Annotated in this window: 9 protein-coding genes; 8 read left to right on the forward strand and 1 reads right to left on the reverse strand. The window is 52.6% G+C overall.

All coding sequences use genetic code 11. From position 1 onward, the window contains the following. Nucleotides 1-4: 4 nt before the first annotated feature. On the forward strand, nt 5-2,107 hold the full coding sequence (locus tag ACJJI6_RS16850; RefSeq protein ID WP_475711335.1) for a glycosyltransferase: 2,103 nt from the start codon (nt 5-7) through the stop codon (nt 2,105-2,107). Then, on the forward strand, nt 2,104-3,342 hold the full coding sequence (locus ACJJI6_RS16855; RefSeq protein ID WP_475711337.1) for a glycosyltransferase family 2 protein: 1,239 nt from the start codon (nt 2,104-2,106) through the stop codon (nt 3,340-3,342). The genes ACJJI6_RS16850 and ACJJI6_RS16855 overlap by 4 nt, the downstream gene beginning before the upstream one ends. A 70-nt stretch (nt 3,343-3,412) precedes the next feature. On the opposite strand, the gene ACJJI6_RS16860 is transcribed toward ACJJI6_RS16855, so the two are convergent. Beyond that, a complete protein-coding gene (locus ACJJI6_RS16860) occupies nt 3,413-6,766 on the reverse strand; it encodes an amidohydrolase family protein (RefSeq protein WP_413663860.1) in 3,354 nt (1,117 codons plus the stop codon). A 226-nt stretch (nt 6,767-6,992) separates the two neighbouring features. Here ACJJI6_RS16860 and glmU point away from each other — a divergent pair, with 226 nt between their 5' ends. From glmU to glmS, 6 genes are all read left to right on the forward strand, one after another. Continuing rightward, on the forward strand, nt 6,993-8,354 hold the full coding sequence (gene glmU / locus ACJJI6_RS16865) for a bifunctional UDP-N-acetylglucosamine diphosphorylase/glucosamine-1-phosphate N-acetyltransferase GlmU (RefSeq protein WP_475711339.1): 1,362 nt from the start codon (nt 6,993-6,995) through the stop codon (nt 8,352-8,354). A gap of 125 nt (nt 8,355-8,479) precedes the next feature. After that, entirely contained in the window at nt 8,480-9,571 is a 1,092-nt protein-coding gene (gene pdhA, locus ACJJI6_RS16870) for a pyruvate dehydrogenase (acetyl-transferring) E1 component subunit alpha (RefSeq protein ID WP_444918630.1), read from the forward strand. After that, nucleotides 9,571-10,566 carry an alpha-ketoacid dehydrogenase subunit beta gene (locus tag ACJJI6_RS16875; RefSeq protein ID WP_444918629.1) on the forward strand — a complete coding sequence of 332 codons (996 nt, stop codon included), beginning with the start codon at nt 9,571-9,573 and terminating at the stop codon, nt 10,564-10,566. Before pdhA ends, ACJJI6_RS16875 begins: the two co-directional genes overlap by 1 nt. Then, entirely contained in the window at nt 10,563-11,780 is a 1,218-nt protein-coding gene (locus ACJJI6_RS16880; protein WP_444918628.1) for a dihydrolipoamide acetyltransferase family protein, read from the forward strand. The genes ACJJI6_RS16875 and ACJJI6_RS16880 overlap by 4 nt, the downstream gene beginning before the upstream one ends. Nucleotides 11,781-11,903: 123 nt before the next feature. Beyond that, nucleotides 11,904-12,728 (forward strand): DeoR/GlpR family DNA-binding transcription regulator, encoded by an 825-nt coding sequence (locus tag ACJJI6_RS16885; RefSeq protein ID WP_444918627.1) that lies wholly within the window; start codon nt 11,904-11,906, stop codon nt 12,726-12,728. Between the two features lie 2 nt (nt 12,729-12,730). Then, nucleotides 12,731-14,560 (forward strand): glutamine--fructose-6-phosphate transaminase (isomerizing), encoded by a 1,830-nt coding sequence (gene glmS / locus ACJJI6_RS16890; protein WP_475711341.1) that lies wholly within the window; start codon nt 12,731-12,733, stop codon nt 14,558-14,560. The last annotated feature ends 19 nt before the right edge of the window (nt 14,561-14,579 follow it).

The raw sequence follows: 14,579 nt of genomic DNA on the forward strand, positions 1-14,579 counted from the left end.
AATAATGAAAGAGCTTCACGAGGATTTACGCCTTGAAGCTGTTCAGAAACCTAAACGTATATGCATCCTAACGGAGGATATGTTTGGTCCAATAAAAAATGGTGGCATTGGAACGGCTTACTTTCATTTGGCTGTTTTTCTACAGAGATCTGGCCACAAAGTCACCATCTGTTTCGTTAATGGTTTAGCAAAAAATCCTGTGAAAATGAAAATCACAAAAAATTTTTTTGCAAAACTTAATGTTGAATTTCATGGTGTTGCACCGCAGGCACTAGCTAAAACGACAATGGCTCGCACTATGGCAATGCCCTATGCAGCCTATGAGTGGCTCAAGAGAAATGATCGCTTTGATATTGTCCATGTTTCAGAATGGCGTGGAATGGGTTATATAGCATTACTTGCCAAGAGTCTTGGTATTGCATTCCAAGATATACATTTTGCTGTTAAAGGTTCTTCCCCAACACTCTGGTCTGCCGAAGGTAATCAACAATTCCTTAAAGAGGAACGGCAATTGGGGTGGGTATTTATGGAGCGTAGAAGTGCTGAGATGGCAGATACTCTGATCTGTGGGAGTCAGCATTTAGTCTGCTGGATGAAAAATAATAAATACCGCCTGCCTGAGCGCAGTTACTATTGGCCAAATGTATTTTTGGACGATCTATTACCTGATAATGAAGCCATAAAAAATAGTAACTTAGAGACAAAAGAATGGGTGTTTTTCGGGCGTCTTGAGCCTCGTAAGGGGATTATTCTTTTTGTGAATGCATTAAACACTCTTGCTAAAAGAGGAGTTAGATTACCATCGATTACTTTTTTGGGAGGGTACTCTTATCGATTTGATGCTCGAAAATTCATAGAGGAAAACCAGAAGCATTGGAGTACAGATGTCTCCTTTATAAGTAATTGTAATGCTATACAGGCTGTAGAGTATTTGAGTGGAGAAGGACGTTTGGCTGTGATCCCAGCTTTGTTAGAGAATTCTCCGATTTCTGTCTACGAATGCCTTGCAACTAAAGTACCATTTATTGTTGCTGATACTGGTGGTACTCGAGAATTACTTGATGACGAAAATGGAAAAAAAATCCTCTTCAAGCCAAATCATATTGCTTTAGCGAGAAAGTTAGAATTACATGCAAAGAAACTGCCTGCGCCGGGTATAAAACACCAGAGGCTTAAGAAGTCGTTAGATGTGTGGAATAAATGGCATGGCCAAGAGCATTCAATTATTAAAAACGCCCGATCTTCCAATAGACATGATCCCTTGGTTTCTATATGCGTAACTCATTTTGAGCGTCCAGACTTTCTCTATCAAGCGTTAAAAAGCATTGAAGATCAGACTTATAAGAGCATAGAAGTTATTGTGGTTGATGATGGTAGCCATTCACAAGAAGCGCTACACGCGCTGGAAATTTTAGAAAGTCACTATCAGAAGAATGGCTGGCAGTTTGTATACCAGGAAAACCGATATGTAGGGGCTGCTAGAAATACTGCAGCACAAAATGCAAGCGGAGATTATCTACTTTTTTTTGACGATGACAATGTCATGATGCCGGAAATGGTAGATAAGTTGGTTAGCGCGGCAACTTTTGCAGATATTGATTGCCTGACTTGTAGCTCTATCCGATTCAGCGGCAGGGGCGCACCTAATACTCCAGAAGGTAAGCTCGGAACTCAAATTCGTTTTATGGGGCCAGCTAGAGCTTGGGCAACGAAAGTAAATATAGTCGGCGATGCGACGTGTCTGATAAAAGCTACTAAGTTTAGAGATCACGGAGGTTATACAGAGAGATATAGAACAGGTAAGGATGATATTGAATTCTATAGCAAGCTAATTTTAGCAAAGGAAAATGTATCCTATTATCCTGATCCTTTATATTACTATCGCACCGGTGACAACTCTATGAAATCCAGAAATCACCTTCAAGAAGAAGGAGATTTCAGGCAAATAAGTCCTTACCTTGAAGGGCTCGACTCGGAAGAGAAAAGCCTCTTACTACTAAGAAAACAGCAAAAAGAAGCCAAAAAAAATAAAGGGGGAAAATATAAGCCAGGGTTTTTAAAGCGAACGATTCGAAGGCTGCGTAAATTCGCTAGGGTGAAAGTTTGAAAGTAGTTAAGTACATTGAAAGTGCTAGTGAAACACGCTTCCCCCTTATTTGTATCTTCCGTGATGAATTGGATATTCTCCCGGCTTTTCTCGACCACTACCGGTCTTTAGGTGTGACATGTTTCCACCTGGTGGATACGGGAAGTAGCGATAACTCGGTAAGCTATCTACTGAAGCAGAATGATGTCCAGCTATACGAAGTTGATTGTGGCTACCCCCAGGCTAACGCAGGTGTAGATTGGGTTAACAGAGTTGCCTGGGACTACTGTCAGGGAAAATGGACTCTTGTGGTAGATGCTGATGAATTTCTCTGGTTACCTGAAATTTCAGGTAAAGCTTCACTGAAGGACACGACTCAACTTATGCAGAGTGAATTAGCTTTTGCTCTATATACTCCACTAATAGATTTCTTTAGTGACAACCTTCAAGGGAATACATATGACATAAGAAATCTTTCTGAATTAATGGAATCAACGCCTAACTATGTATCTTATAAAAACTTTAAGAAAAAAAGCATATTAGCTTTTCCTTTTTTTGAAATTCGCTCCAAAGCCAGAGCGCAAATATCTGGTATTTCTGATTACTTTGTTAAATCCTATAAAATTCCGCTGGTTTATTGGCGGACGGGTTTTCAATATTTACGTTCAACCCACTCATGTACGCCGGTTCCTCTCAGTAAAAATTTCGCTCATCTTCTCCATTTCAAATTCCGGTCCGGCTTTCAGCAAAGGCTTAGTCGGGAATTGCAGAACCCTGACCGGATGAATGCTGATGTATATCGCATTTCCAAGGCCATCATTAAAAATCAGATAACTATCCCTCAGTACACATCGGATTTGCGCAAGATAGATGGATTCGGGGAAAGCGATTGGCTAACAAAGATGGATTTTGATACTGATTGGCAGAATGAAAATAAGTCCAAAAGCCACTATTTCGAATTGCTCACACAGCAAAAGATAGCCTCGGAGAGCTTTCTCGCCGATAACTTAAACCGTATAACCAAGTCTTTTAGTTGGCGACTGAGCCGGCCTTTACGCAGATTTCTATTTCATCGGGGCATATTGCGACACGATCACTATCCAGAAAGGCTCGACCAGGATCATCCATTAGTGGATCAGACGATTGCCATCTATGAGTCATTTTGGTGGCTGGTTACGGGAATCTTTAGACTGCCTGTCGCAATCTATCGCGCCATTCTCTGGCATAAGCTGGGAGGGCGTCGCCGGACCAGGTAGGGCTTTATACAAAAAAGGCCGGGGAGGTTTGTCCCCGGCCTTTTGTTTGCATCTCAGTTTGTGCCTGAGGTTAGTGTACCCAGTGGTGGCGTTCCATCTTCTCCTGTACCGCTTCTGCCGTAGGAGCGGGCATAGCGCTGATAGGCAGGCGTTCGTGGAAGAATGCCAAGCGTTCGCCAGCCCCTACTTCGTTCATGGTTTCCGCCTCAAACACACGGCCATTAATTACCGTGTAGGTAATGTTCTCTGACAGGCGCAGGTTATCCAAGGGGTTGCCGTCAACCACGATCAGGTCAGCCAGCTTACCAGCCTCAATGCTGCCGATATCACCGTCCATACCCAAGTAGCGGGCACCATCGATGGTACCGGCGCGGAAGGCTTCCCAGGGAGTAAAGCCGCCCTGCTCCATCATCCACATTTCCCAGTGGGCTCCAAGCCCTTCGCGCTGGCCGTGGGCGCCGATATGTACGGTGACACCTTCGTCGCGGAGCTGCTTGGCCTGACGGGCCACATTAAAGTGGTTGTAGTGGGCATCCGGTGCAGTGGGGCGACGGATAGAGCGGGGGTTAACAATAAAGTCCGGAGTAAAGCGGGTCAGGCGCTCGTTTTTCCACACTTCGGTACGGTCATACCAGTACTCTTCACCCCAGAGACCGCCGTAGGCCACGACGAAGGTCGGTGTATAACCCACTTGGGTTTGGCTCCACAGCTGCTCCACATCGCCGTAGACATTGGCGATCGGCAGTGAGTGCTCGATACCGGTGTGCCCGTCCACAATCATGTTCATATTGTGCTGGTACTTACCGCCGCCCTCGGGCACTACCATAATGCCGGCTTCGCGGGCTGCCTGCAGCACTTGCTGGCGCTGGTCGCGGCGGGGCTGGTTGTAGCTCTTCACCGAGATGGCGCCCATTTCCTTGAGGCGGTTCACGTGGAACTGAGCGTCCTCCAGGGAGTTGATCTTGGCTTTGTAGCCTGGACCTTTGGCGCCATAGAGGATGGTGCCGGTGGAGAAAATACGCGGCCCAGTAATCAGGCCGGCCTTTTGCATTTCAGCGGCAGAGAAGATCTCGCTGCTGTCATTGGAGGGGTCGTGAATAGTAGTCACTCCAAATGCCAGGCTGGAGAACAGGTTCCAGTTCTGCTGCGGGATAATTTCTTCGCGACCCTGAGCACCGTGGGCATGAGCGTCAATAAGCCCCGGTAAAACGGTTTTGCCGGTGATATCGATACGCTTCGCTTCGGTGGGAATCTCCACTTCCGCTGCGGGTCCCACGGCGACAATGCGGTTGCCCCGGAACAGAACCACACCATTGTCGATAATTTCACGGGTGTTTTCCGCATCACGCATAGTGACAACCTTGCCGCCGGTGAGGGCAACGAGGCCTGCGCGATTGTCGAAGGACTGTTCAAAGCTCAGGTCGATGCCTTCAGAAACTGGCTCTGGCAGTTCCTCCGGAGCGCCGGCGACAAATTCGAAGGCGTCCTTCAGTTCACGCTCGAACAGTTTGGGGCCGTGTGCCCAGCCCAAAGTGTCGCTATCGGCAGACCAATGCAGGTTTTCACCGGCGCGCTTGGATACCTGGGTGACTTTGACTGCTTTGCTATCGGGGCCGATAACCTCGGATTTGCCAGTATGCATAAAGGGCGCGACAAAGGCTTTGAAGTCCTGGGTGAAGGCAACCCACTTGCCGTCTGGAGACAGGCGGAAGGAAGTAATCTCAGCGCCGTGCAGGTGCTCGCGCTCATCCTTGCCTTCCAGGTTGGTGCTCTTCAGCACGCGCTTTCCGCCGTCTGCGTTTTGGTACTCGGAGAAGTAGATACGATCTTCGCTGGCGCCGAAATGAGGCTCATAGCCAGACTTTACGACCCGGCGTTGCCAGTCGCCGTCGGCGTCTGCCAGGTAAATGCCCGGTTCCAGGGAGTACTCAGGGCTGAGCAGATAGCCACCGGTAAAGCGACGGTAGGCCACTGCGTCACCACTTGGAGAAAAGCTTGGTTCAACGTACAGGCCCGGCTGCTTGGTGATATTTTTACCGCGACCGTTGCGAGCGGAAACTACCCTCACATGGCCCAGGTTTTGGTCATCCCAAGAGACATAGGTGATCTCGCGACCATCGCGGGACCAGCTGGGATAGAACTCAAAGTGGTCGTCCTGGCGGGTCAGACGACGACGCTCACCACTGGCGACATCCTGAATATAAATCTTGCCCAATGCCTGGAAAGCGACCTGCTTGCCGTTGGGGGATTTCTGCGCCCAGCGAATCATCTTCACATCAAAGGTTTCCGGCGCTACGTCTACCGGGAAGCGCACCGCATCCGCTACCTGTTTCTCAACTTTCACATGGGCCGCAATCGGTGCAACGCTGTCGCCGTTGATGGAGATGCGCAGGAATTTACCGCCAGTCCAAACGACCAATGATTCACCATCGGGCATCCAGTCGTATTGAACGTAGTTGCCATGGGGGCCAAAGATTTCCTGCAGGTCGCGTTCGAGGCCGGAGTAAACCGGTGTTTCCAGTCCTGTATCCAAATCTTTCAGGAAGAGGGAGGTCTGGTTGTCCTGGCGGCGAATGAAGGCCAGTTTACTGCCATCCGGGGATGGTACAGGTGCCACTGCGCCACCGGGACCGGAGACAAAGGTCTCCTCTTCACCATCCTGGAGGTCATAGCGGTTGATGGCAAAAATTTCCTGGGTGGAGTTTTTGTTGTACTTCCACACGGTGCCGGGGGTGGTATCGATGGAGTAATAGACATAGCGTCCATCTGGAGAGAAAGCTGGATCGGCAATATTTTTCTGGGCGATATCGCCACCGATGCGCTCTTTCAGTTGGCGACCTTCACCCCCACCGTAGTGGTACATCCAGATTTCACCGGCGGGGATACTGCGGCCAGACATAAAGCCTTTACGCGCTACCAGGTACTGGCCATCGGGGCTCCAGTTAGGTGAGTGCAGCAAGTTTTCCTTCTCTGTCGTGAGCTGGCGAAGGTTGTCGCCATTGCGATCCATCAACCAGATGTTGTCGGCGCCGTCACGGTCGCTGATAAACACGATGGTCTTGCCATCCGGGCTGAAGCGCGGCTGCATATTCCAGGCGATTTCATTGGTCAGGGCTACCGCCTCGCCGCCTGCTACCGGCACTGTGTAGATATCGCCGAGCATATCGAACAGGATGGTTTTGCCATCTGGGCTGATATCCAGGTTGCTCCAGGTGGTCTCGCGGGTGTCTAACTGGATCGGTTTGAATTCGTAGGGTGGCTTGTTGATATCCCAGGATTGGGCTTCCGCCTTTTCTACTTCCTTTTCTTTGGTAGCTTCGAGAGCGCTTTCGGCTTCTGCCACAGCACCCATCGGCAGGGTCAGTGCCAGGACAGCCAGAGCCAACAAATGGTGGCGCGGCTTGTTCTGCTTGGTGGTGTTCATTGAAATATCCCTCCGCCCGATTCTGTGTTTGGCGGCTATATTTGTTTTGTTGGGTTGAGTAACCGGTTGATTTCACAGGGGGTAAATTACCGGGATCAAAGCGGCGCAGCAATCTTAATGCGTTGAATACCAGGGCCCCGGGGCGAACTGTTGTTCGCTTGAGTAAACCGGGTCTAGTGGCCACAATGCACTCAAATTTTGTAGACGATTGGAATATCGACCCGTTATGACTATCGATGTTGTGATTTTGGCCGCTGGAAAAGGCACCCGCATGCACTCTGACCTGCCTAAAGTGCTGCATCCTATTGGCGGTATTCCCATGCTTGAGCGGGTAATTGATACCGCCATGTTGTTGGGAGAGGTACAGATTACCGTGGTAATCGGGCATGGCGCAGACCTGATACGTGACCGCTTTGCTGATCGTGGTGTCAGGTTTGTGGAGCAGGAACAGCAATTGGGTACCGGGCATGCCGTGGCCCAGGCGGTGCCCTATTTCCGCGAAGGAGCCACCGTTTTGGTGCTCTATGGTGATGTGCCTCTGGTCAGGGCCGGCAGTTTGCAATCACTGCTATCGGCAGCGGATCACGGACCTGCCCTGCTGTCAGTTGAAATGGCAAATCCCGCCGGTTACGGGCGCATCGTGAGGGATAACAGCGGCTGTGTGCAGTCGATCGTTGAGGAAAAGGATGCCGATGCGGATACCCTGGCTATCCGTGAGGTCAATACCGGCATTTTGGCGACTCCTGGAGCACTGTTGGCTCGCTGGTTACCGGAGTTGTCCTGTGACAATGCTCAAGGTGAATACTACCTGACCGATATTATCGGTCGTTCGGTCAGTGAGGGGATTCCTGTAACGGGCGTAATTGCCAGTGATCCGCTGGAAGTAGCGGGAGTAAATAGCCGTGCGCAGCAGGCGCAGATGGAGCGCGCATTGCAGCATAACCATGCGACCAGTCTAATGAATGCGGGGGTGACTTTATTGGACCCCATGCGTATAGATGTTCGCGGCAGCCTGGAGTGCGATACCGATGTCTCTATCGATATTAACTGCATTTTCGAAGGGACAGTTTCACTGGGTAAGGGGGTACAAATTGGACCTAATTGTCTGCTAAAAAACTGTCGCCTGGCAGATGGCACCAAGGTAGAGGCCAATTCCATCATCGAAGGCGCTGAGATTGGTGAGGCTTGCACTATCGGTCCCTTTGCACGTTTGCGTCCGGGCACAGAGCTGGCCACCGGTGCCAAGGTGGGTAACTTTGTCGAAACCAAAAAAGCCAAAATTGGTGAGGGCAGTAAGGTTAATCATCTCTCTTATGTCGGTGATGCCCTGGTGGGCGAAGCGGTCAATATTGGTGCTGGCACCATTACCTGTAATTACGACGGTGTGAACAAGTCCCTGACCGAGATCGGCGATAAAGCTTTCATTGGCTCTAACACGGCTCTGGTAGCCCCGGTAACTGTGGGCGCCGGAGCCACAGTGGGTGCTGGCTCCACCATTACCCAGGCTGTGGGGAGCGAAGAGTTGGCGGTAGCGCGCAGCAAGCAGCGCAATATTACCGGCTGGCAACGTCCGAGTAAGAAAAGCTAAATAACCCTTACCGTAATTGGGTTGCCCCTCGGAAACTATAATTCCGGCGGGCCTTCCCTCTCCACGCCTGTTGATAGCCACCCTATCCATTAAACTTGCGCTTCGGGAACAAAAGGAATGGCCCGATGCACAAGCCCAGATTACAGCTGCTTGCCAGTTTTGATATTGCTTCGCTGCAATATTTGGATGAACAGGGACAGACGACCCAAGCCCTACCGGAATTTGCCACCCCGGATACCCTGATTGCTTACTACCGCCAGATGACGTTGGCTCGTATGGTGGATGATCGCGCGGTAAAAATGCAGCGTACCGGTCAACTTGGCACCTATCCCTCCAGCCTCGGCCAGGAAGCTATTGGTGTTGGTCTCGCAGCCGCCATGGCCAAAGAGGATATCTACTGCCCCAATTACCGGGAGACAGGCGCTCTTCTGGAGCGGGGCGTTACTATCGAGGAGATCTACGCAATCTGGGGGGGCGATGAGCGGGGGCAGAACTTTCGCCATAGCCGCGAAGATTTGCCCTTGAGTGTGCCTATAGCCACCCAGATGTTGCACGGTGCCGGTGTAGCCTTTGCCCTGAAATATAAACATGAGCATTTCGGTGAACCCATGCGCGTCGCTGTTTCGACCGGCGGCGATGGATCTACTTCGCGGGGAGACTTTTACGAGGCGATAAACCTGGCTGGGGATTGGCACCTGCCTTTGGTGATCGTTATCAACAACAATCAATGGGCTATTTCCCTACCGCGAGATGAGCAAACTGCCTGTAAGACCTTGGCACAGAAGGCTGTTGCCGCCGGAATACCTGGCTTGCAGGTAGACGGCAACGATGTGATTGCCGTTCGTGAGGCGGTGGGTGATGCCGTGGAGCGGGCGCGCAGTGGTGCTGGCCCAGCTCTGATCGAAGCGATCAGCTATCGCCTGTGTGACCACACCACCGCCGATGATGCCAGTCGCTACCAGCCCAAAAAAGATGTCAGTGAAGCCTGGTCCCGAGAGCCTCTGCGGCGCCTGCGATCCTACCTGGAAAACTGCGGTGCCTGGGATGATGCGCAGGAAGAAGAGCTGCAAAGGGAGCTGACCCAGAAGCTGGAGAGAGCGGTCCATATCTACCGGGAAACCCCCAGAGATGCCGCCACGGCAATATTCGATCACCTCTATGCAAAGTTGCCGGAGCCTTTTCTGGAGCAGTATCAACAGTTGCAGGGAGATAGCTAATGGCTGAGATAACTTTGGTCGAAGCTGTCACCCAGGCTCTGGCTTACGAGATGCAAGCAGACCCGATGGTGGTTCTATTTGGTGAAGATGTTGGTCTGAACGGTGGCGTATTTCGCTCTACCGAGGGGTTGCAGGCCAGGTTTGGCCGGGACCGGGTGATGGATACCCCCTTAGCCGAGACCATGATTGCCGGAATGGCTGTCGGTATGGCGGTGCAGGGCCTGCGACCGGTGGCCGAATTCCAGTTTATGGGTTTTATCTATCCCGGTCTCGATCAGATCCTTAGCCACGCCTCGCGCTATCGCAATCGCACTCGCGGCCGCCTCTCCTGTCCGATTGTCTACCGGGCCCCCTATGGAGGTGGAATCCATGCACCGGAGCATCACTCTGAGAGCACCGAGGCCCTGTTCGCCCATATTCCAGGTCTGCGCCTTGTGGTGCCCTCCTCTCCTGCACGGGCCTACGGTTTACTATTGGCGGCGATTAGAGACCCGGACCCGGTAATTTTCCTGGAGCCTAAACGTATTTACCGAGCAGTTCGTCAGGAAGTGCCCGACTCTGGTGAAGCTCTACCGCTGGATCGCGCCTTTGTGTTGCGGGAGGGCTGCGATATTACGCTTATTGCCTGGGGCGCTTCCCTCAAAGAGACCCTGCAAGCCGCAGAGCAGCTCGCAGAGGAAGGGGTAGAGGCTGAGGTTATCGACCCGGCCACTCTGAAACCCCTGGATATCCACACGGTAATAGACTCCCTGGAGAAAACCGGGTGCTGTGTCGTTGTGCACGAGGCGGCCAGGTTCTGTGGCCTGGGTGCCGAGTTGGTCGCACAGATTAATGAGTATGCCTTCGATCTTTTAAAGGCACCGGTACAGAGGGTGACCGGTTTCGATACGGTGATGCCCTACTATCAACTGGAGGATGAGTATCTACCCGGAGTGCCGCGTATTTTGTCGGCCGTACAGGAAGTGCTGGACTACGCCAACGGAGGGCCACAATGAAGACTTTTACCCTTCCGGATCTCGGCGAAGGTCTGCCCGATGCGGTAGTGCGGGAGTGGCATGTCAAAGAGGGAGACACCATAGCCGCCCATGAAACTCTGGTGACAGTGGAAACCGCTAAGGCCTTGGTGGAAGTGCCGGCTCCTTGGGGCGGCACTATTGAGAAGCTATTTGCGGCAGTGGATGAGACTGTGAATGTTGGCGATCCCCTGGTGGGATTTATGGCCGAGGGAGAAGTCGCAGTTGAAAGCCCGCCCACTAAAGCTGAAGAATCGGAACAAGAGATTAGTCCTCGGGCCGACAGCGGCACGGTGGTGGGAAAAATAGAGCAAGGGCAAGGTGTGTTGGGGGCTGAGCGGGGGCCGGAGGTGGGCTTGAAGCGACTGGCCACCCCGAGAGTACGGGCCCTGGCCAGGCGTTTGGGGGTAGATTTACAGTCAATATCACCTGCGGGTGCACTGGTAACGGAAGCTCAGGTACGCACTGGGGCGGGGCCGGGAGCAAAGGCCAAAACTGTGGCGAAGGGGCAGCATCCATCACCTGCCCGCGCTTCTGCCGAACAAACTACAGCCGTTGCACCCCAATTCGATTCTGAGTCTGAAGTCATGACGCCTGCACGTCGCGCAATGGGTTTGTCCATGAGCCGAGCGCGGGATGAGGTAAAGCAGATAACGCTGTGTGACGATGCGGATATTTCCAACTGGTGGGGTAGTGCTCCGGCGCTGCTGCGATTGATTCGTGCAGTACAGGAAGCTTGTGAGGCGGAACCTACCCTCAATGCCCTGTATCAGGATGATAAGCTGGCGCCGCAGGGCAGTATCAATATTGGCTTGGCAGTGGACTCTCCGCGAGGGCTCTATGTGCCGGTACTCAGGGATGTCGCCCAGCGTACTGATGAAGATCTGCTCCAGCAGGTGGCGGACTTTAAACACCAGGCCCGCGAGACTGGGATCGCCCAGCGAGACCTCCAGGGGGCAAGCATACTTCTCTCCAACTTCGGCTCCATAGCCGGTCGTTATGCCACTCCGGTAGTCATGCCGCCCACTGTTGCCATTGTCGGTGCCGGGCGGGTGTGCCAGGGAGTTGTGGTGGTCAATCGATGGCCCGCACTTCGCCCCCTACTCCCTCTCTCTATCAGTGCCGATCACCGGGCCGTTACCGGTGGAGAGTTGGCGCGCTTTCTTCAGACAATGTTGGAAACTTTGTCTCTCTAGCAGACAGTCTGAGTGGGTCCTATACCGGTATCTAATCTGTTGAGTAGTGGTTGTTGATAAAAGTTGTGGGAACTTTAGTTTCGTTTTGCTATCTTTAAGTTTCGAAATGAAACTTATCTACCTATGTCCAAACGCAACACCCAACAGCGCCGCCACGGTATTCTCCACTTGCTAAATGAAGTAGGAGAGACCACTGTCGAGCAATTGGCGCGGCAGTTCGAAACTTCGGAAGTTACGATTCGAAAGGATCTGACGGCAATGGAAAATCACGGCTTGTTGCTGCGCCGCCACGGTGGTGCTATCCCAGTGCCGAGGGAGTTGGTCCATGAAGAAGGGCCCTCAGGGAGCAAGCGGGCCATTGGCCGAGCCGCTGCTGAGCTGATACCGGATCACCACCGGATTGTGATCGATTACGGTCGTACCACGGCGGCAATGATTCCAGAGCTTGAAAGCAAACGGGGTCTGGTGGTGATGACTAACTCGCTGCATGTGGCCAATGCACTGCGCGAACTTGAAAACGAACCGACGCTGTTGATGACCGGAGGCACCTGGGACCCACACTTTGAGGCCTTCCAGGGGCAGGTTGCAGAACAGGTACTGAGAGGATACGACTTCGATCGCGCTTTTATTGGTGCCGATGGAATCGATTTGCAACGCGGTACCTGTACGTTTAATGAACAAATTGGCCTCTCCCGTGTAATGGCGGAAGTTGCGCGGGAAGTGGTTGTACTGGCGGAGTCCAGTAAAGTAGGGAAGCGGATTCCCAATCTGGAATTGTCCTGGGAGCAGGTCGATATCCTAGTAACTGATGATGGCCTGGCAGATGCCGTGGGCCAAAAACTGGAGCAGCTGGGTATCCAGCTCATTTGTGCCGCTGAAGATAGGAGCAGAGGCGCTCAGCCTGAAATTTTAATGGGCGGCGAGACTCCCGGGTTAATGAGGAAATAATTATGTGCGGAATCGTAGGTGCGCTGGCACAGCGCAATGTGACGGGGATTCTTCTGGAAGGGCTGCGCCGCTTGGAGTACCGCGGTTACGACTCAGCCGGAGTCTGCTTAAGCAGTGGAGATGGCCAGCTGCAATTGCGCAAAAGCCTGGGCAAGGTCGCAGATTTGGAGGCCAAATTAAGTGAGGAGAGCGCCGAGGGCCATATTGGCATTGCCCATACGCGTTGGGCTACCCACGGTGTTCCCTCCGATGAAAATGCCCATCCCCATCTGTCAGGCCATATCGCTCTGGTTCACAACGGCATTATCGAAAACCATCAGGAATTGCGTTCAGAGCTTCAGGGAAAAGGTTATGAGTTTGAGTCTGAAACCGATACTGAAGTTGTGGTTCACCTTATTCACTCATTAAGTTCTGAGGGCCGCAGCCTGGTCGACTCTGTGACTGAAGCCACGCATATACTGGAAGGTGCCTACGCCCTCGCGGTTGTTAGTCATGAAGAGCCGGAAGTTTTGGCCTGTGCCCGCTCTGGTAGTCCGCTGGTCCTGGGAGTGGGTATTGAAGAGAACTTTATTGCCTCTGACCCTATGGCCCTGCGGCAGGTGACTGATCGCTTTATATTCCTCGAAGAGGGCGATGTGGCGGAAGTGCGTCGCGGTAGCATCGCAGTTCGAGACAAGTTGGGAGAGGAAGTCAGTCGCCCGGTGCACAAGTTGACCGGCGGTCATGAAGCTACCGATAAAGGGCGCTACCGCCACTTTATGCAGAAAGAGATTTTCGAGCAGCCCCAGGTGGTCGCAGCCACTCTGGCGGGCCGTATCGGTGAGCGCTCGGTGTTGGCCCAGGCCCTTGGTGCCCGCGCCCAGGAGATTTTGCCCAAGGTGCAGCAGGTACAGATAGTAGCCTGTGGCACCAGTTACCATGCGGGAATGGTAGCCCGCTATTGGCTGGAGGACTGGGCCGGTATTCCCTGCTCGGTGGAGGTGGCCAGTGAACTGCGCTACCGCAAGAAAGTGGTGCGCCCGGGAACCCTGTTTGTGAGTATTTCCCAATCCGGGGAAACGGCCGATACCCTCGCCGCCCTGCGCCAGGGCAAGGACCTGGGCTATCTGGCCTCCATGACCATCTGCAATGTGCCCAATAGCTCATTGGTGCGAGAATCTGAGCTATCGCTAATGACTGAGGCGGGCCCCGAGATTGGTGTGGCCTCGACCAAGGCCTTTACGACCCAATTGGTAGCATTACAACTGTTCTGTATCGCCCTCGCCAAGGTCAACGGCCTGTCGGCGGAGCGTGAAGCTGAGCTGGTCAGCGCCTTGCACCAGTTACCTGAGCTAATGGAGAGTTTTACCGGTCTGGATAAGGTGGTTAAAAACACCAGCAAGGCCTTTGCAGAGAAGAACCACGCGCTTTTCTTGGGGCGTGGTGTCGAATTCCCCATTGCTCTGGAAGGTGCTCTAAAACTGAAGGAAATTTCCTATATCCACGCAGAGGCCTATCCTGCCGGTGAATTGAAGCACGGCCCCCTGGCACTGGTGGACGGCGATATGCCCGTGGTTGTCGTTGCCCCCAATGATGAGCTGCTGGAAAAACTCAAATCCAATTTGCAGGAAGTGCGTGCGCGGGGTGGGCAACTGTTTGTTTTCGCCAGCCCCAAGGCCGGATTTACCAGTGAAGAAGGTGTTACCGTGGTGGAAGTTCCAGATTCCCCAGAGAGTCTGGCGCCGATTCTCTACACCGTGCCGCTGCAGCTATTGAGTTACCATGTGGCGTTGCTGAAAGGTACTGATGTGGATCAACCCAGAAACCTGGCTAAATCAGTCACGGTTGAATAACCGTTTACCTGCCGCAAAA

This window comes from Microbulbifer maximicatervae (SeqCode) (assembly GCF_056232625.1).